Origin of the sequence: Limimaricola cinnabarinus LL-001 (assembly GCF_000466965.1) — a bacterium.
Classification (GTDB): Bacteria; Pseudomonadota; Alphaproteobacteria; order Rhodobacterales; family Rhodobacteraceae; genus Limimaricola; species Limimaricola cinnabarinus.
On record NZ_BATB01000013.1, the window covers coordinates 44,556 to 62,522 of the forward strand.

The 17,967-nt window shown below is 66.0% G+C and carries 14 protein-coding genes and 4 pseudogenes; 12 read left to right on the forward strand and 6 right to left on the reverse strand.

The window, feature by feature from the left end; genetic code table 11:
- The first annotated feature begins 77 nt into the window (after window positions 1-77).
- The 11 genes and pseudogenes from MBELCI_RS06970 (at window position 78) to MBELCI_RS21255 (ending at window position 11,596) form a co-directional block, all read left to right on the forward strand.
- The gene (locus tag MBELCI_RS06970) at window positions 78-1,160 is read left to right on the forward strand and encodes an ABC transporter permease (protein ID WP_021693462.1); all 1,083 of its coding nucleotides are present in this window, start codon (window positions 78-80) and stop codon (window positions 1,158-1,160) included.
- Window positions 1,157-1,927, forward strand: coding sequence for an ATP-binding cassette domain-containing protein (locus tag MBELCI_RS06975; RefSeq protein WP_021693463.1), 771 nt, complete (start codon window positions 1,157-1,159; stop codon window positions 1,925-1,927). Before MBELCI_RS06970 ends, MBELCI_RS06975 begins: the two co-directional genes overlap by 4 nt.
- Before the next feature lie 104 nt (window positions 1,928-2,031).
- Window positions 2,032-2,943, forward strand: coding sequence for a sugar phosphate isomerase/epimerase family protein (locus tag MBELCI_RS06980; protein WP_021693464.1), 912 nt, complete (start codon window positions 2,032-2,034; stop codon window positions 2,941-2,943).
- Window positions 2,940-3,946, forward strand: a pseudogene (locus MBELCI_RS06985) (Gfo/Idh/MocA family oxidoreductase). The gene MBELCI_RS06980 and the pseudogene MBELCI_RS06985 overlap by 4 nt, the downstream one beginning before the upstream one ends.
- Before the next feature lie 8 nt (window positions 3,947-3,954).
- Entirely contained in the window at window positions 3,955-4,752 is a 798-nt protein-coding gene (locus MBELCI_RS06990; RefSeq protein WP_021693467.1) for a TIM barrel protein, read from the forward strand.
- Window positions 4,753-4,809: 57 nt separating this feature from the next.
- Window positions 4,810-6,722 (forward strand): annotated as a pseudogene (locus MBELCI_RS06995) (bifunctional 5-dehydro-2-deoxygluconokinase/5-dehydro-2-deoxyphosphogluconate aldolase).
- Window positions 6,719-8,593, forward strand: a complete 1,875-nt coding sequence (gene iolD / locus MBELCI_RS07000; protein WP_439645921.1) for a 3D-(3,5/4)-trihydroxycyclohexane-1,2-dione acylhydrolase (decyclizing) — start codon at window positions 6,719-6,721, stop codon at window positions 8,591-8,593. The pseudogene MBELCI_RS06995 and the gene iolD overlap by 4 nt, the downstream one beginning before the upstream one ends.
- Window positions 8,594-8,630: 37 nt before the next feature.
- Complete coding sequence (gene iolE / locus MBELCI_RS07005; protein WP_021693470.1) at window positions 8,631-9,554, forward strand: myo-inosose-2 dehydratase; 924 nt, start codon at window positions 8,631-8,633, stop codon at window positions 9,552-9,554.
- Between the two features lie 187 nt (window positions 9,555-9,741).
- Window positions 9,742-10,548 (forward strand): 5-deoxy-glucuronate isomerase, encoded by an 807-nt coding sequence (iolB, locus tag MBELCI_RS07015; protein WP_021693472.1) that lies wholly within the window; start codon window positions 9,742-9,744, stop codon window positions 10,546-10,548.
- 78 nt (window positions 10,549-10,626) lie between these two features.
- Window positions 10,627-11,139 carry a Gfo/Idh/MocA family protein gene (locus MBELCI_RS22505; protein ID WP_200861254.1) on the forward strand — a complete coding sequence of 171 codons (513 nt, stop codon included), beginning with the start codon at window positions 10,627-10,629 and terminating at the stop codon, window positions 11,137-11,139.
- A complete protein-coding gene (locus MBELCI_RS21255; RefSeq protein ID WP_200861257.1) occupies window positions 11,033-11,596 on the forward strand; it encodes a Gfo/Idh/MocA family oxidoreductase in 564 nt (187 codons plus the stop codon). Before MBELCI_RS22505 ends, MBELCI_RS21255 begins: the two co-directional genes overlap by 107 nt.
- Window positions 11,597-11,968: 372 nt before the next feature.
- On the opposite strand, the gene MBELCI_RS07025 is transcribed toward MBELCI_RS21255, so the two are convergent.
- Window positions 11,969-12,295, reverse strand: a complete 327-nt coding sequence (locus tag MBELCI_RS07025; RefSeq protein WP_021693476.1) for a hypothetical protein — start codon at window positions 12,293-12,295, stop codon at window positions 11,969-11,971.
- A 37-nt stretch (window positions 12,296-12,332) separates the two neighbouring features.
- Here MBELCI_RS07025 and MBELCI_RS20965 point away from each other — a divergent pair, with 37 nt between their 5' ends.
- Complete coding sequence (locus tag MBELCI_RS20965; RefSeq protein ID WP_021693477.1) at window positions 12,333-12,491, forward strand: hypothetical protein; 159 nt, start codon at window positions 12,333-12,335, stop codon at window positions 12,489-12,491.
- Between the two features lie 246 nt (window positions 12,492-12,737).
- Here MBELCI_RS20965 and MBELCI_RS22915 read toward each other — a convergent pair.
- The 5 genes and pseudogenes from MBELCI_RS22915 to MBELCI_RS07040 all read right to left on the reverse strand — a co-directional run.
- Window positions 12,738-13,118, reverse strand: a pseudogene (locus tag MBELCI_RS22915) (relaxase/mobilization nuclease domain-containing protein); the annotation flags it as partial.
- The gene (locus tag MBELCI_RS07030) at window positions 13,105-13,560 is read right to left on the reverse strand and encodes a plasmid mobilization protein (protein WP_131505510.1); all 456 of its coding nucleotides are present in this window, start codon (window positions 13,558-13,560) and stop codon (window positions 13,105-13,107) included. The gene MBELCI_RS07030 and the pseudogene MBELCI_RS22915, both read right to left, overlap by 14 nt.
- A 500-nt stretch (window positions 13,561-14,060) precedes the next feature.
- Complete coding sequence (locus tag MBELCI_RS19200; RefSeq protein WP_081698497.1) at window positions 14,061-14,432, reverse strand: hypothetical protein; 372 nt, start codon at window positions 14,430-14,432, stop codon at window positions 14,061-14,063.
- 398 nt (window positions 14,433-14,830) lie between these two features.
- A pseudogene (locus MBELCI_RS22510) lies at window positions 14,831-16,453 on the reverse strand (AAA family ATPase); the annotation flags it as partial.
- A 138-nt stretch (window positions 16,454-16,591) separates the two neighbouring features.
- Window positions 16,592-17,911 carry a DUF6035 family protein gene (locus MBELCI_RS07040; protein ID WP_045319807.1) on the reverse strand — a complete coding sequence of 440 codons (1,320 nt, stop codon included), beginning with the start codon at window positions 17,909-17,911 and terminating at the stop codon, window positions 16,592-16,594.
- Window positions 17,912-17,967: the final 56 nt, after the last annotated feature.

Genomic DNA, 17,967 nt, shown 5'->3' on the forward strand with positions numbered 1-17,967 from the left:
TGCCGGGGATCGACCGATCCGGGGGCGCGGCCCCCGGATCGCGGGGGCCGCGCGATGACGCGCCGGAGGGGAAAGCAATGACAGACACGACACACGGGATCGGTGGGCTGACCTTCGACCCGAAGAAGCGCAGCATGCCGCCCGAAATCGGCGTCGCGATCGCGCTGGTGCTGATCACCCTCGCCTTCGAGGCGCTTGGGTGGATGCTGATGAACGACAGTTTTCTGTTCAACACACGCGATACCGTCGATGGCATCTTCAATGTCGCGCGGCTCAAGATTATCATTCTGCAGGTTTCGATCATCGGCATCATCGCCATTGGCGTGACGCAGGTGATCATCACCGGGGGCATCGACCTCAGCTCCGGCTCGGTCGTGGGCGCCACCGCGATGATCGCGATGAGCTTCGCCCAAGCGGGCGAGATTTACGGCAATCCCAATGATCGTGCCGTGTTCTTCGAGCAGGGCCTCGTCGATCTGCCGCTGATCATGCCTATCATTGTCGGTCTCGCCTGTGGCCTGTTTGCCGGTCTGATCAATGGCCTGCTGATCGCTTATACAAAGATCCCACCCTTCATTGCCACGCTCGGCATGATGGTTGCCGCGCGTGGTGTCGCCAAGTGGTGGACCAAGGGCCAGCCGGTATCGTTTCCGACCGACAGCTACGCCGCGCTCGGCGCGGGCATGACGCCGGTTTTCATTTTCGCCGGTATCGCGATCCTGTTCGGCCTGGCGCTGCGCTACACGGTTTATGGCAAGCATACCTACGCCATCGGCTCGTCCGAGGACGCCGCACGCATGTCGGGCATCAAGGTCGCCCGCCACAAGGTGCTGGTCTATGCGCTAGCGGGCCTGCTGGCAGGTGTCGCGGCGCTGGTGCTGTCGTCCAAGAACCTGACCGCGCAGGCCGGGATGGGCACGATGTACGAGCTCGACGCGATCGCCATGGCCGTCATCGGGGGCGTCTCGCTCTCCGGTGGGCGCGGTTCGATCACCGGGACGGTGTTGGGCGCGATGATCTTCGGCGTGATCATCTCCGGTTTCACCTTTCTCAAGCTCGACGCCTACTACCAGGAGATGGTGAAGGGCGCGATCATCGTGGGCGCCGTGGTGCTCGATCAATGGCGGCAGCGCCGCACCAGCATGAGGGCTGCGAAATGACCGATGTCGTTCTGAGAACCGAAGGGCTGACCAAGCATTACGGCGGCGTCCACGCGCTCGAGGATGCAAATTTCGAGATCCGGCGCGGCGAGCACGTGGCGATCATGGGCGATAACGGAGCCGGCAAGTCGACCTTCGTGCGCCAGATCACCGCGGTGGAGCAGCGCACCAAGGGCAAGGTCTGGTTCGACGGGAAATACGTCGAGTTCCACGACCCGCTCGAGGCACGCGAAGCCGGGATCGAGACGGTGTTTCAGACGCTGGCGCTGGCCGACCACCTCAACGTGCCCGACAACCTGTTCCTCGGCCGAGAGATCATCAAGTTCAATCTCGGGCCGTTCTCGATCCTCGACTACAAGGCGATGCGTGAGGCGACGATCGCGGGCCTGCAAAAGACCGGGGTCAAGATCCCCAACATCAACAACACGATCCAGAATATGTCGGGCGGTCAGCGCCAATGCGTCGCCATCGCCCGCACCGCCACCTTCAAGTCCAAGCTGATTATCATGGACGAGCCGACGGCGGCCTTGGGCGTGCAGGAGACGGCGCAGGTCGAGAACATCATCCGCACGCTCAAGGAACAGGGCGAACCGGTGATCCTGATCAGCCACAACATGCGGCAGGTGATGGACCTGATGGACCGGATCGTCGTGTTCCGGCGCGGCCGCATCGTCGCGGATCTCCGCAAAGAGGAGACCGACGGCCAGGACGTGGTCGCCTACATCACCGGGGCCAAGACGCAGGAGCAATTCGCCGGGGCGGCCTGACGCCCCGCGACAGACCGGACACCGCCGATCCCAAAACGCCCCTCGCGGGCGATCGGGGGAGGCTTGCCAGACGACAGGGCCGCATGGCCCGGAAAGGACCCGACATGAAGATCGCCATCGACCCCTTCATGCACCGCCATCTCAGCCTCGAGGCGCTGCCTTCCAAGGTTGCCGAACTGGGTTACGAGTGGATCGAACTCAGCCCACGCGCCGATTTCCTCGAATGGTTCAAGGCACCGCGTGTCTTTCCCGACCGGATCAAGAGTTTCAAGCGGGCGCTTTCGGACGCGAATGTCGGCATCGCGAGCCTGCTGCCGATGTATCGTTGGGCCAGCAATGACGAGGACGAGCGGCAGGCGGCGGTACGACACTGGAGGCGCGCCATCGAGATCGCCGTCGAGCTTGGCGTCGACACGATGAATTCCGAGTTCGGTCGCGGCCCGCATCCCGACAAGGGCTCGTGCTACTGCTGTCATACCGGGAGCATGATCGAGGCCTGCGAGGACGCTTGGTGGCGCTCGATGGACGAATTGGTGCCGGTGCTCGAGAAGGAGGGCATCCAGCTCAACATCGAGCCGCATCCCGAAGACTGGGTCGAAACGCTTCAGCCCTCGGTCGACCTGATCCGCACCGTGAATTCGAAGCACGTGCGCTTTCTCTACTGCACGCCGCATACCTTCTATTTCGGCGACGACACCGTGGCGATGCTGCGCGAATGCGCCGACGTGCTGGCGCATGTCCACATCGCCGACACCTTCAACCACAAGGCCAGCTCGGGGCTGCGCTACATCATCAACCCGCCAGGCTCCGAGGCCCGCGTGCATCAGCACCTGAACATCGGTCAGGGCGAAGTGCCGTGGGACGACTTCTACCGCACCTTGGGCGAGATCGGCTTCGACGGCATCATGACCGCCTGCGTCTTTGCCTGGGAAGAGAAAGCCGACGAGTCCGGGCGCTTCATGCGCGCCGAGATGCAGCGGCTCATCGAGACACATTTCAAAGGACAAAAGGCATGACCCTCAGGATCGGTGTCATCGGAACCGGGATGATCGGCCGCGACCACACGCGGCGCATCCAGAACGTGATCGCGGGGGCCGAGGTGGTTGCGCTCAGCGACGTGAACCGCGACAGCGCGCAGGCGGTGCAGGGGGATCTGGCCCCCTCGGCCGAGATTTTCGAGAATGGGCAGGCGCTGATTGCCTCCGAACTCGTCGACGCTGTGCTCGTCTGCTCATGGGGCGGCACGCATGAGGAATACGTGCTGGCCGCGATCGAGGCGGGCAAGCCCGTGTTCTGCGAGAAGCCGCTGGCGACCACGGCCGAAGGCGCGCGTCGCATCGTCGAAGCCGAGGCGAAGCACGGGACGCGGCTGGTGCAGGTCGGCTTCATGCGCCGCTACGATGCGGCTACCGCATGCTCAAGCGCGCGATCGAGGAAGAGACCGGCGCGCCACTGATGGTGCATGCCGCGCATCGAAACCCCGCCGTGCCCGAGCAATACGTGACGCCGATGGCTATCCACGACACGCTGATCCATGAGATCGACGTGCTGCGTTGGCTGCTCGACGACGACTATGTCTCGGCGCAGGTGGTGTTCCCGCGCAAGTCGCCGGATGCCCATGATCAGCTCCGTGATCCGCAGATCGTGCTCTTGGAGACCGCCAAGGGCGTGCGCATCGACGTCGAGGTCTTCGTCAACTGCCGCTACGGCTACGACATCCAGTGCGAGGTCGTGGGCGAGGATGGTCTGGCGCGGCTGCCTGACCCACTGGCCGTAGCGGTGCGCCGCGACGCGCAGGCCCGCCGGCCGATCCTCACCGACTGGAAGGACCGCTTCGTCGAGAGCTACGACGTCGAACTGGCTGATTTCGTCGCTGCCGCGTCGCGCGGCACTGCATCGGGCCCCTCGGCATGGGATGGATACGTCGCTGCCGTCACCTCTGATGCCTGCGTCAAGGCGCAGGACAGCGGCGCGATCGAGCCGATCGAACTGCCCTCCCGCCCCGCGCTCTACGCTTGAGGATGCCCATGCAACTCGCTCTGAACCATATCTGCGCGCCGAAGCTCTCGCTCGAGGCCTTCTTCGCGATGTCCCGCCGCCTCGGGGTCGAGGCGGTCGAAATCCGCAACGACATTCCCGACGTGGTGAACAGTCACGCTCCCGGCGAGGTGCGCCGCGCTGCCTCTGAGGCGGGCGTACGGATCGTCTCGATCAATGCGCTCTATCCCTTCAATGTCTGGTCGGGCGATCTGCCCGATCGCGCCCGCGCCTTGGCGGATTACGCCGCCGAATGCGGGGCCGAGGCGCTGGTCATGTGCCCGCTCAACGACGGCACACGGATTGCCCAGGGCGATCTCGTCCACGCTTTGGGCGAGATGGCGGGCGTGCTGCGCGAGCGCGGCCTCGCGGGCCTCGTCGAGCCCCTGGGCTTCCCGATCTCCTCTTTGCGCCGCAAGGCCGAGGCCCTGGCGGCGATCGACGTGGCGGGGGGCGACGATGTCTACCGTCTGTTGCACGATACCTTCCATCACCACCTTGCGGGCGAAACAGCGTTCTTCCCCGAGCGCACGGGCCTCGTCCACATCTCCGGCCTCACCGATCCGGGCGTGAGGGTGGAGGATATGCTCGACGCACACCGGGTGCTGGTCGATGGCGCCGATCGGCTCGAAAACCTCCCCCAGCTGCGCGCCCTCCTGGCGGCGGGCTATGCAGGGCCGGTCTCTTTCGAGCCCTTCGCAAGCGAGGTTCACGACCTCGACGACCCGGAAGCGGCGCTGAGGGCAACCATGGAGTTCGTCACTTCGGGCGTCACCGAGGCGGCGTAAGGTACCGGGCGCCGCGTCCCTCCCCGCGCGCCCGGACAGCTTTGAAAAGGATGCGGCATGAGCAAGACACTTGACCTGATCACCATCGGCCGTGCCGGGATCGACCTTTACGGGGCGCAGGTGGGCGGACGTTTGGAGGACATGGGGTCCTTCGAGAAATACATCGGCGGCAGCCCGACCAACATGGCCTGCGGCACGGCGCGGCTGGGGCTGAAATCGGGCCTGATCACCCGCGTCGGCGACGAGCACATGGGTCGGTTCATCCGCGAGGAGCTCGGCCGCCACGGCGTCGATCTGCGCGGCGTGGCGACGGATCCGGAGCGGCTGACCGCGCTGGTGATCCTCGGCATTCGCGACGAGGAGCGGTTTCCGCTGATCTTCTACCGCGAGAACTGCGCCGATATGGCGCTCAGCGAGGATGATATCGACGAGGGCTTTGTGGCGCAGGCGCGCTCGGTCGTGGCCACCGGCACGCATCTGAGCCACCCGCGCACCGAAGCCGCGGTGCTCAAGGCGCTGCGGCTGGCCCGCAAGCACGGCGCGCGGACGGCGCTCGACATCGACTACCGGCCGAACCTGTGGGGCGTGGCGGGGCATGGCGAGGGCGAGAGCCGCTTCGTCGAAAGTGAGAAGGTCACGGCAAAGCTGCAGGCGCATCTGCACCTGTTTGACCTGATCGTCGGCACCGAGGAGGAATTCCACATCGCCGGCGGCTCGACCGACACGCTGGAGGCTCTGCGCGCGGTGCGCGCGGTCTCGGATGCTGTGCTGGTGTGCAAGCGCGGCCCGATGGGGGCTACGGCCTTCGAGGACGAGATCCCGGACAGCCTCGACGAGGGCCAGGCAGGGCCGGGCTTTCCGATCGAGGTGTTCAACGTACTGGGCGCGGGCGACGGCTTCATGTCTGGGCTGCTGAAGGGCTGGCTCGACGGCGAGGATTGGCCGCGCACGCTGGAATACGCCAATGCCTGTGGCGCGCTGGCGGTGAGCCGCCACGGCTGCACCCCGGCCTATCCTTCGTTGGCCGAGCTCAAGTTCTTCCTCAAACGCGGCGTGATCCGCCCCGATCTGCGCAATGACGCGGAGCTGGAACAGCTGCACTGGTCCACCAACCGTCACGGCGACTGGGCGGCGATGCGCGTCTTTGCCTTCGACCACCGCAAGCAGCTCGAGGAGATGGAAGCTACACGCCCGCGAAGGGCGCGGCCTTCAAGGAGCTGTGCCTGAAGGCCGCGCTCTCGGTGCAGGACGGGCAGGGCGGCCATGGCATCCTGTGCGACAACCGCATCGGCCGCGCGGCGCTGCACGCGGCTTCGGGCACCGGTCTGTGGATCGGCCGTCCCGTGGAATGGCCCGGATCACGGCCGCTCGCCTTCGAGCCAGAGATCGGCCCGGACTGCGGCGGCCTCGCCGAGTGGGCGCGCGAGAACGTGGTGAAGGTGCTGTGCTTCTGTCATCCGGACGACGACGCGGAAATGTGGGATGCACAGCTCTCGGCACTGCGCAAGCTCTTCGCGAGCGCCCGGCGCAACCGGCTCGAGGTGCTTCTGGAGGTGATCCCGTCAAAGGTCGGTGCGGTGGACGACGACACCACTGCCGCGATCATCAACCGGATCTATGCCGAAGGGCTCTATCCCGACTGGTGGAAGCTGGAGCCGCTGACCACGCAGGCTGCCTGGTCCAAAGCGATCGCCGCGATCGAGGCGCATGACGCGCACACCCGTGGCATCGTGGTGCTGGGCCTCGACGCGCCGGAGGCCGATCTCGCGGCCGCCTTCGAGGTGGCGGCCGGGTTCGAGCTGGTGAAGGGTTTCGCCGTGGGGCGCACGATCTTCGGGCAGGCCGCGCGCGATTGGCTCGCGGGCCGGATCGACGACGATACGGCGGTGGCACGAATGGCCGAACGCTACGCGCGGCTCTGCGGCATCTGGGACCGCGCGCGCGGCGCGGCACGGGAGCAGGCGGCATGAAGGACGAGGTAGTGCGCCGGGCGCGACGGGAGGACGGGACGATGACGACGATCAGGCTCACGGCGGCGCAGGCGATGATGCGCTGGCTCTCGGTGCAGATGACCGAAGACGGCGAGCGCTTCCTCGAAGGCTGCTGGGCGATCTTCGGCCATGGCAATGTCGCCGGGATCGGCGAGGCGCTGCACGGCATCGGCGACGCCTTCCCGACCTTCCGCGGCCAGAACGAGCAGACGATGTGCCACGCCGCCATCGCCTATGCCAAGACGCAACGCCGCAGGCGGGCCATGGCGGTGACCTCCTCGATCGGACCCGGGGCGACCAACATGGTGACGGCGGCGGCGCTGGCGCATGTGAACCGGCTGCCCTTGCTGCTGATCCCGGGCGATGTCTTCGCCAATCGCCGCCCGGACCCGGTGCTGCAACAGATCGAGGATTTCGACGACGGCACGGTGAGCGCCAATGACTGCTTCAAGCCGGTCAGCCGCTATTTCGACCGCATCACCCGGCCCGAGCAGCTGTTGACGGCGCTGCCGCGCGCCATGGCGGTGATGACCGACCCTCAGAACTGCGGCCCGGCGACGCTCGCCTTTTGTCAGGACGTGCAGGCCGAGAGCTACGACTTCCCCGAAGCCTTCTTTGCGCCGAAGGTCTGGCGCATCCGCAGGCCCGAGGCCGACCCGGTGGAGATCGACGCGGCGATCGAGATGATCCGCGAAGCCAAGCGCCCGCTGATCGTCGCGGGCGGCGGCATTCTCTATTCGGGCGCCGAGGCGCGTCTCGCCGCCTTCGCCGAGGCGCATGGCATCCCGGTGGTCGAAACGCAGGCGGGCAAGTCCGCGCTGGCTTGGGATCACCCGCTCAACTTCGGCTCGCCCGGTGTCACCGGCGCGGCCTGTGCCAACGAGCTGGCGGCGCGGGCCGACCTGATCATCGGCGTCGGTACGCGGTTCCAGGACTTCACCACCGGCTCCTGGACCGTGTTCGCAGACTCCGAGCGCAGGCTCCTCTCGATCAATCTGCACCCTTACGACGCGCAGAAGCACGGCGCGCAGCCGGTGGTGGGCGATGCGATGGGCGTGCTGGAGCGGATCGGCGCGGCGCTTGGAGATCTGCGCCTCGACGCCCACGATCCGGCCGCGCGCGAGGGCTGGCACGCGGCCGTCACGCGCATCACGGCGGCACCCGAGGACGCGCCCCAGGGGTATCTTCCGACAGATGCGCAGGTGATCGGCGCGGTGCAGCGGCAGGCGACCGACGACACCGTGGTCATGTGCGCCGCCGGCACCATGCCCGGCGCGTTGCAGGTGCTCTGGCAGGCCGCGCAGCACGGCTACCACATGGAATACGGCTATTCCTGCATGGGGTACGAGGTGGCGGGTGCGCTCGGCATCAAGATGGCCGCGCCCGACAAGGAGGTCGTCTGTTTCGTCGGCGACGGTAGTTACATGATGGCGAACTCCGAGCTGGCGACGGCAGCGGCGATGCGTCGGCCCTTTACTGTCGTGCTGACCGACAACCGCGGCTACGGCTGCATCAACCGCCTTCAGATCGAGTGCGGCGGGGCCGAATTCAACAACATGTACCGCGACAGCAACGTCCAGCCCGAGATCGACTTCGTGGCGCATGCCCGCGCCATGGGTGCGCATGCGGTGAAGGCCGACGGCATCGCAGCGCTGGAAGCGGAGTTCACCGCCGCCCGCGCCCGCGACATTCCCACCGTCATCGTGATCGATACCGATGCGGTCACCGGCCTCGATATCGGTGGCCACTGGTGGGACGTCGCGGTGCCGCAGTCGGGCGGGCCCGAGCGGCTGGAGCAGGCCCGCGAGAAGTACAACGTGAATGCCGCGAAACAGCGCGTGTTCGATTGATTATCAGAGCGGCCTCGCCGAGGCCGGGGAGAGCATCATGATCCGTTACGGCACCAACCCCATCGCCTGGTCGAACGACGACGATTGGTCGATCGGCGATCACCTGAGCCTCGCCGATTGCCTGTCGGACTGCCGCGACATCGGCTTCGACGGCATAGAGAAAGGCCACAAGATGCCCTCCGAGGGCGCCGCGTTGAAGCGCACGCTCGGGGAGTACGGCCTCGCCTTCGTCGGTGGCTGGCATTCGACCAACCTGTTGGCCGAGGCGCATGACTGGACGGCCGAGATCGCGGCGCTCGACGCGCATCTCGACATGACGCTGGCGGCTGGGTCGGATGTGGTCATCGTCTGCGAATGCTCGAATACCGTTCATGGCAATGACGGCGTTGGCATCAACGACCGACCCGTGATGGACGACGGACAGTGGAGCCGCTTCATGGAGGGCATCAACCGCCTTGCCAGCCACGCCGCCGCGCGCGGTGCGCGGTTCTGCTATCACCATCACACCGGCACCGTGGTCGAGAGCGGCGCCGAGATCGACCGTTTCATGCAGGCGGCGGGGCCGGACACCTTCCTGCTGCTCGATACCGGGCATTGCGTGATGGGAGACGCCGATCCGGCCGAGGTGGCGCGCAAGCACAGGGACAAGGTGGGCCATATCCACTGCAAAAACGTGCGGCCCGAGATCCGCGATGAGATGCGAAGTGCCAACCTCTCGTTCCTCGAAGGGGTGCGGCGTGGCGCCTTCACCGTGCCGGGCGATGCCGAGGGCTGCGTCGACTTCGCGCCGGTGCTGCGTGCGGCGGCGCAGGCGGGTTACGAAGGCTGGCTGGTGATCGAGGCCGAGCAGGACAGCGCCGTGCGGAATCCCCGCGACTACCAGGGCCTCGGATTGCGGTCGCTCAAGGCGATGGCGCGCGAGGCCGGTCTCGACACCAAGGCGCAAGTGGCCGCCGGATGATCGATTTCGGCCATCCCTGGCTTCGGCCGCTGTGGCGTCGCGTAGCGGTCGTCGCAGTGGCCGCGGGCTGGGGGGGTGTCGAGCTCGTTTCTGGCAGCCCCGGCTGGGCACTGCTGTTTCTCGGCCTTGGTGGCTGGCTCGGATGGGGGCTGCTGCTCAACTACCGACCCGATGATAGGGAAGACACATGACCGATCTCTTGCGCAAACCCTTCGGCACCCGCGGCGAGGTGCATCGTATCACCCCCGACAGCGCGGGTTGGCGCTATGTCGGCTTCTCGCTGCATCGGCTGCGGGCGGGCGACCGGGTGGAGGACGTCACCGGCGACCGCGAGGTGATCCTCGTCATGGTCGAGGGCAAGGCCCGGCTGACCGGAGCGGGACAGGAATGGGGCGAGCTGGGCGAGCGGATGAACGTGTTCGAGAAGACCCCGCCGCATTGCCTCTACCTGCCGAATGGCAGCGATTGGACCGCCGAGGCGACCACCGACTGCACCATCGCGGTCTGCTCGGCCCCGGGCAAAGGCGGCCACGCGGCGCGCCGCATCGGCCCGGACGGCATCACGCTCACCGAGCGCGGGAAGGGCACGAACACGCGCCACATCAACAACATCGCGATGGAGCACGAGGACTACGCTGACAGTCTGCTGGTCACCGAGGTCTTTACCCCGGCGGGGCACTGGTCGTCCTATCCGTCGCACCGGCACGACGAGGACGACTTCCCGCGCATCACCTATCTCGAGGAGACCTACTACCATCGCCTGAACCCGGCCTCGGGTTTCGGCGTGCAGCGGGTCTATACTGATGACGGCTCGCTCGACGAAACCATGGCGGTGAAGGATCACGACGTGGTGCTGGTGCCGCGCGGCCACCATCCCTGCGGCGCGCCTTACGGCTTCGAGATGTACTATCTCAACGTGATGGCCGGCCCCCGCCGCAACTGGCGCTTCGTGCCCGCTCCGGAGGTCGAGTGGATCATGGAGCGGGACGCATAAGTCTCGCGCCGCACCGCAACATTAGGCGTCCGCTGTGCATTAAGCTGGCTGGTTACGGCACCGGCAGGGGCCATTTCCATGCACCGTTCATCGCCGCTGTCCACGGGTCGAACTCGCCGGCGTTGTAGCGCGCGCGCCGGGTACGATCGGACAGGTGCGCGCCGATCTTCCAAACACCCCGATCCATGCCAGCCTGACCGAAATGCTGGTCCCGGGGTCGATGCGGCAACTATCACCACGCCACCGCAGACGAGACGTGCGCTAGTTCTTGAAGCCATCAAGGCAGGGGCTCACGTGATTGCGGACAAGCCCTTCGCGCCTTCCGTTTCAGTTGCGGCGGAGTTGACCGGTGCCGCTCGAGCGCGTGGCGTCACGCTTGGGGTGTTCCACAACCGGCGCTGGGACACCGATGTGCGAACTTTGAAGGAGGTGCTCGACAGTGGCGCCCTCGGTCGAGTCTGGCGGTTGCACTCGCGAATGGATCTTGACGATCCAGCGACGCTGGAACCTGGCCTCACAGGGAGCCTTCAGCGAGATATCGGGAGCCATCTGGCTATTTGGTCCGGCGGTGTCGGTTCATGCGCATCTTGATATGGCAGATCTCGCCCAAGGGCCCACGGATGCGGGCTTTATCATCACGTTGCGCCACGAAAGCGGCGCTTGCTCGCAGCTGAGTTCCAGCAAGATCAATCGGCTCGCTGCCAAGGAATACGTCCTTTACGGAGAGAGTGGCAGCTATTCTTCATCGCAGTCTGACGTGCAGGCGCAGTCGGTCTTCGCGGGCCGATACCCGGCAGAAGATCCCGACGGTTGGGGCTTCGAGGACAGGACGCGCTGGGGCACACTGCGGACAGCAGCCGGTGAGCAGCGGATCCCGTCGGAGCAAGGACGCTATCATGATTATTACGAGGGGTTCGCGCGCGCAGTTTGGGACGGAACGGAGCCGCCCGTCAGCGCCGAGGAGGCCATGGCAGTACTCGCGGTACTGGATGCCGCATGGGTCAGCGCTGAAGCGGGGCGGGAGGTGAAGCTTGATAGCCGCAACTGACTCCGGTGGCTTTCGCGAATTTGCCTGCAGGGCGGCTCGAGAAAGGCGGCGCATAAGTGCCTAGTTGGCGTTATGTGGGCAGATGCTAGATCCCCGTCGGGAAGTCGATATCGGGATCGGGAGGTTCCGCGCGTGGAAAAGCGTTCTCGCTCGGGGCTCCACCTCGCTGTTCGATTGCCTCTAAGCTCCCTTCAATACGAGGCGCGTCCAGCCGCTTTCCGAGTAGGCGCCGTTCGAGTTTAGCGGCGCCATCCTGTCCGGACAGCTGTATTACAGCGAATATTCTTCCATCGGGTTGATGCTCGACTCGTACCAGCTGACCTTTCATCGTCCGGATGACCGGAGCGAGCTGCAGGAGGCGGTCGGCCAAGGTCAGGTGCTGATCTTGGCTGCCAGGAGTTTGGCCATTCCCCGTATGGCCTGTGCCATCTGGTGGAACTCTTCCTTCTGCGCTTCCATGCTGGCCTTCAGTTCGTCGCGGTCCGTCCGGATCACCCGCAACTCTTCCTGTACGTCCCGTAGGACCGTATGGACGCGGATCAGCATCCCGTGCCCACTCGGGTCGGTTTCCGTCTCCAGCAGATCGAGCAACGGCATCAACTCGTCGAGCTTGCCATCCATCGTGGTCATCTTCTGCAGCACGAGGCTGTCGTGCTTCAGCGGTTCGATCGGGGAGGGCGGGATGTCGTTCTGAGACATGGGATAGCCTTTTCTCTGGGGGAAGGGATGCGTCGTATTGGGCCAGCTGCCGCATGGCGTCGCGCAGGTCGAGCAGGCTGTTCAAGAGACGGAAACGCTTTATCAACCGATACCGCCGCTCGAGCTGTTGGGGATAGTAGGCCTCTCCGAGCAAGCCGAGCCGACCCTCGAAACCATGGCCATCGACCTCGAATGACATTACCTGATGGTGATTGGGGCTCAGCTTGGCGTCGTAGCCCGCCTCCGACAGACCGGCGATCAATGCTTGGTGGGAGTCGGGCACCAGTCGGCGGAACAGGTCCGACAGGACCGCAACGAGCCGCGCTGCCGCGGGACCCCGTTGGCGTCGCTTCGGGACGTGCGGCACGAGCCGGGGCGGTGCTGCGGGGTCGAACTCTGGCAAGAGCGGCTGCCCGAAAGCTTCGCGCAGCTTGCGGTCGTTCGCATTCGACTGTGCGAACGTCAGGTTCAGGTTGATCGGTCGACCGAGAAACGTGACCTGCGCGACGGCGACATGGAAGTGGTCGCAGGTCCGGTCGGTATGGCGAACGGCTGCCCAGGGGATGACATGCGGATCGATCCCGCGATGCGACAGCTCGGTTGCGATCATTTGCAGGGCAACGCTGTCGGACGCACGCGTCCCTTTGGGCAGCGAGAGGGTGATGTGCAGGAATGGCCGGTCACCCCCCAGTCGGACAAGGCGCGCTGCCAGATCATCGCGGCCGCGCCAGTAGAGCGAGCCCCCCAAAGGCTCGGCTCCCGCCTTATACATGTAGCTCGTCAGTTGCCGGGCATCCTCTACCTCCCGGTTATGTGCCCGCATCGGACTGCCTCACATGATCGATGACCGCCTGCATAGAGGCGTCGAGCCGATGGGCGAGGTCGATGGTCTTGCGGCGGGAGAGGGGGCGGTCATCGGGGCGGTGGTGCAAGTCGCTGGCAAGCGCAAGGATGCGCCCAAGGAGTGCTTCAAGATCACTGTGCTGAGGCATGCTCTTGGCTGCCTCGCAGTTGACGAGGTAGGTTGAGAGACTTGAACCGGCCGCTTTCGCGCGCTCGGTCATGGCCCGATAGCGCCTCGCCGTCATGCGAATCTTGACCGTTTTCTCTTTCCGCCCGTCATCTGGTCCGACGTTCGGCAGGATCGGCAGGACGCCCGGTGGCACCCAAGTATTGTCGCGATCCTCAAACACGATGGACGAGGTTACGTCCTGATCTGCGTCATCTGATCCTGTCGTCACGTTCGCATCTATTTCGTCGGCCATAGCTTGCCCCCTGCCTGCCATCGTTGATTGCCCACCGGGATCATCGACCTGGTCTGCATCATAGAGATCGCCCTCTGCGTGCAGGAGAGGGTATCGACTATGCGACACGCGAAACCTGTGGATTGTCGGATTCCGTTCGACGCTCTTCGTATTGGAGCGACTGCACCAGCATCGTCTTGGCAGCTTGCCGCAACCGAACGTCCCCCGGATCGGAGCGACGGGGTGTCCAGTTTCTCTGGTATCGTATTTCAATTTCGATACCGGGGTGTTCTCCGCTTGGCCCGTCGGCGGGGGGTTATAAGGACCTAGGGAGTGGGCCCTGTCCAGTCGTGGGAAACACTCAGGGCATTGTCTTCTACTATGGAAACACCCCGGCCGATGGTCGGGGCATCCGCCGCCCTGCCGAAGGCTGCCACTTGCACGTCGGGCAGCCATCTACAAAGAGAAAAGGCCCGGACGAAACGCCCGGGCCATATATGTTTTCCGCAAAAAGCCGAACGTCAGGGCCTTAGTTCGACAGGCTCTCCGAGCAGCGCTAGCAACGCCTCGCCCTCGATCTCCTCCTCGACCAACAACCGATGGGCGAGCCTCCGCAGCGTATCGAAATGCGGCTTGAGCAGGTGACCTGCCGCTGTCTCGGCCGCCTCCAGCCGCTCCCGGACCCGAGCAGCGAGTGCGCGGTCGAGGGTGAGATGCTGAGCCGATCCCGGGATCCAGAGCGGTCCTTGGCCGCCTAGGCCGAACACGGTTTCGATCCGGAGGGCGGTCTCCGTGGCCATGGCCAGATCGCTTCCCTCGCCGCCGCCGGCGCCAGCGGAGACGTCGCCGAGCAGCAGCCGCTCGGCGGCGCGTCCGGCGAGCAGCGTCTGCAGCCGGGCGCGAACTGCGCTAGAGTCTGCGGCTCGATCAGCGTCTCGACCTCGACCATGCCGCCGGTGAGCGTCAGCCGCATCGTCGTGGGGCGGGTGATCCCGAGCAGATGGTGCGCCAGCGCATGCCCCGCCTCGTGAATTGCAATGCGCTCACGATGCGCCGCGCAGCCTCGTGGCCGCAGACCGTCAAGCGCCTGCTGCAGATCCGTGCCATCGATCGGTCGCCGGGCCGCCCGCGCCGTGGTCCGGGCCTGCCGGATGAGCGCGGCGATATCGGCCGCCGAAAGCCCCGCCGCCTGTCGGGCGAGCGGCCGCAGGTCGAGGTGGGGCAGCGCGCGACCCAGATGATGGCGCAGCATGCCCGCGATCTGGACCGGGCGCGGCCGCGGCAGTTCCAGGATGCGCCCGAGGCGGCCCGGACGGCGCAGGGCGGGATCGACAAGCTCGGGGCGGTTGGTGGCGCCGATGACGATCACACCCTCGCGCCCCACGACGCCGTCGAGCAGTTCCAGAAGCGTCGCGACGACCTTGTTCTCATAGGTGGCCCCGCGATCGCTGCCAGCCGCGCTGCGATTGCCGATCGCGTCGACCTCGTCGATGAACAAGATGCAGCCGTTCGATGTCCGCCGCGCCTCTTCGAACGTCGCCCGGGCCGCGCGTTGCATGTCCCCGAGGTGACCGGCCGACTGCCACTGCGCGTAGGAAGCGGCAATCAGTGGCACACCGGCGGTCCGGGCCAACGCTGCTGCGAGCATGGTTTTGCCGGTGCCGGGCGGTCCCCAGATGAGCCATCCGGTCTCGATGTCCGTCCATGGCAGATCGCCGCTGCGCCAGTCGGCAAGATCCGCCACAAGCTGGGCGAGCGGATCCTGCACGGCCCGTGGCAGGTGCAGGTCAACCAGACGCGGACCGGTGCCGGTTTTCGCCTCCTCCATGCGCTCGGCCTGCCGCCGCAGCGCATCTGCAACCGCGAGGGTCGTCGATTGGCGCAGCGCGTAGAGGAGACCGTCAGACGAGGTGGCCGCGAGGGCCGCGGGAGCTGGCAACCGCCTGCGGATCTCCGCCTCATGCAGGTAGCCGGTTGCGCTGCACCAACGTCGCAGCATTGCCAGCAGCAGATCGGGGTCAAACGGAGGCAACGCGACAATGGGCAGACTGAGCGCCTGCAGCTGCGGGCTCAGTTGATCGCGGCACTCGACCAGGATGACAAGCGGCTCTTGGCGGCGCAGCTCGGGCAGGGCGTCCTGGGGTCGATTGGCGCGGCGATGCCGCAGCCCTTCTCCGCTGTCGTAGATCAGCGATCCGAGGGTCGGGATCGCGGCCGGCAGCTCCGCGCGCATCAAGGCGCCGAGCAGGACGATCTGCTCTTCCGGCGCAGTGCGGATCAGCCGCGCCAGCTCGTTTACGGCCGTCTCCGTTTTCACACTGGCGGGTCCGGGGCCGGTCTCGATGATTGTCACGTAGGCTGCAGAAAACAGCTTCGCGATGTGGTTCTCATGCGCCAGCGCGATGCAGAGCGGCAGCAGGTCAATCAGATCCTCGAGAGCGGCGGGAGAAAGCGGCGGCACCTGCGCCCCATACGTCTGCATGACCGCGTAGAGGTCGATACCCTGCGCAGCGGCAGCAGCGACCTCTGTTGGGCTGCAACCGATGGCGGCGGGGCAGGGCGGGCCGAACGGCACCTCTTCCTGCGGTGCGACTGGGACCGGGCCGGGGTCCTCGATCTTCGGAAGGTCGACCGAACCGCCGAGGATCGCTTCAACGGCTTCGTCGTACGCCCCCATGGTTTTCTGGTACTGACGATGCGCGGCGTCATCGGCACGATGCCAGTCTGCGAGGGCAGCGGCGTGTGCCTCCGCGGATTTGCGGGCCATCAGCCAATCGAAGAGCAGCAGGCCGTCGGTAGCATGGCTATGGCTGTCGAGGTGGGAGGCGACACCAGCTGAGCTGAGCAGGGCCATGGGGGCAGTGCAGACAGTCGAGGCAGGGCAGGGCATCAGGGACATGGAAGTCCTCGTCATGTGTGGAGGATGCAGGGGGTTGGCTCGATGCTGCGGGGCATCAGGGGGTGGCGTTTGCGGAGGGGAAGGATCGGGCGGGCGGTCGGCGTGTAGGGTCAGCCACCTCTCTGCGAGGGAGGCAGATCCTTGCGACCGGTGTCAGTCTGGCAGGCGGGGGAACAGGCGTTTGAGGACGGGGCGCCAACGCTGCTCGAGGGCGTCGGCACGCTGTGGAGCTTGGCCGATGGCTCGGAGGTTTCGCGAGACCTTGTCCCACGTGCTCCGGCGCGCCATCCGACCTGCCGCCTCGACGGTCGAGTTACCCACCACGGCGACGACCCGGCTCCAGTCGCGCAAACTCGGCGCCTCAAGGGCCGAGTTCAGGATCGCCGCGGCTGCATCATCGGCATAGCCCGAGGGCGCCGCCTTGTGGCCGGTGAGCAGCGTGACCAGCACGGGCACGATGCGATCAAACCCATCCTGCTGCGCGTCGTGCCAGACCAAGTCCACCACGCCGCAGCTATGTGCGAGCAGGGTGAATGCGGCACCGGCAGCGCGGCTGTCGCCTCGGGCCAAGGCATCAAGCAGGGCGCGGGCCAACGGATCTGCGGCGATGCCCGGGTGTCGATCAGGCAAATCGAGGCCAAGGAATGCTTGCACGGCATCGAGCCCTACCAGTTCGCTGGTCCATTCCAGCCGGTTGTCGACCTGGGTCACCGTCACCCGGTGCAGCCGCAGCGCGCCGGCGCGCTTGCTCTCGGCCAGAGCCTCGTCGTCGAAGGCGAAAACCGCCCCGCCTTGCGGCCAGTAGATGTCCTGGAAGCCTTGCAAGGGTAGCGAGGCGTCCAGCTGCGCCTTGTCCATGACCCACAGCAAGGCGATGCGGGTGTCTGCATAGAACTGTGCCCTGCCGACGATCGTCGCCATCTGCGGCGAGGCGAGTTGTACTTCAAACGCGATGCGGTCGCCGGAGGCCAGCATGGCCAGCACGTCCGGACGGCGAAACCGCCGATCGGCAATCACGGGCTGCTCGGTCGCGACCGAGATGACCTCCGCATCCCTGTGCAGGACATTAATCAAGCCCCCTTTCAGCGCTTCGTGTCGCGCCCCCTCCTGGCGCCCTTCGAACTGGCGGGCGTTGATCGCATCAGGCGTCATGCCTCCTTCGGTATTGAACAGGCAGCCGACGGCGCGGCTGTTCCGGGCATGGTAGAACCGGGCACGGCGTCCGCCCAGCTCACGGCTCGACCGGACGCTGTCGGTCCGTACGAGCAGCGGGCCATTGCAGGACACGCAGCGGAACGCCGGTGCCCGCGCTACATGTGACAGGGTCGTAGTCCGGCGCAGTTGCGCCAGTTCGGATGCATCCAGCGGATCGAGCAGGGAGGCGGCGTAGGCCATGTCGCCATCCGGATAGCGGCGGCAATCGAGGACGACGTCGAGCAGACGGGGAACAGCAGTGGGGAGAGGGGTCAGCATGGCAAACTCCTAAGTTTCAGGGTAGTGTCCCGTCACGTGGTGGACTTTCACGCCGC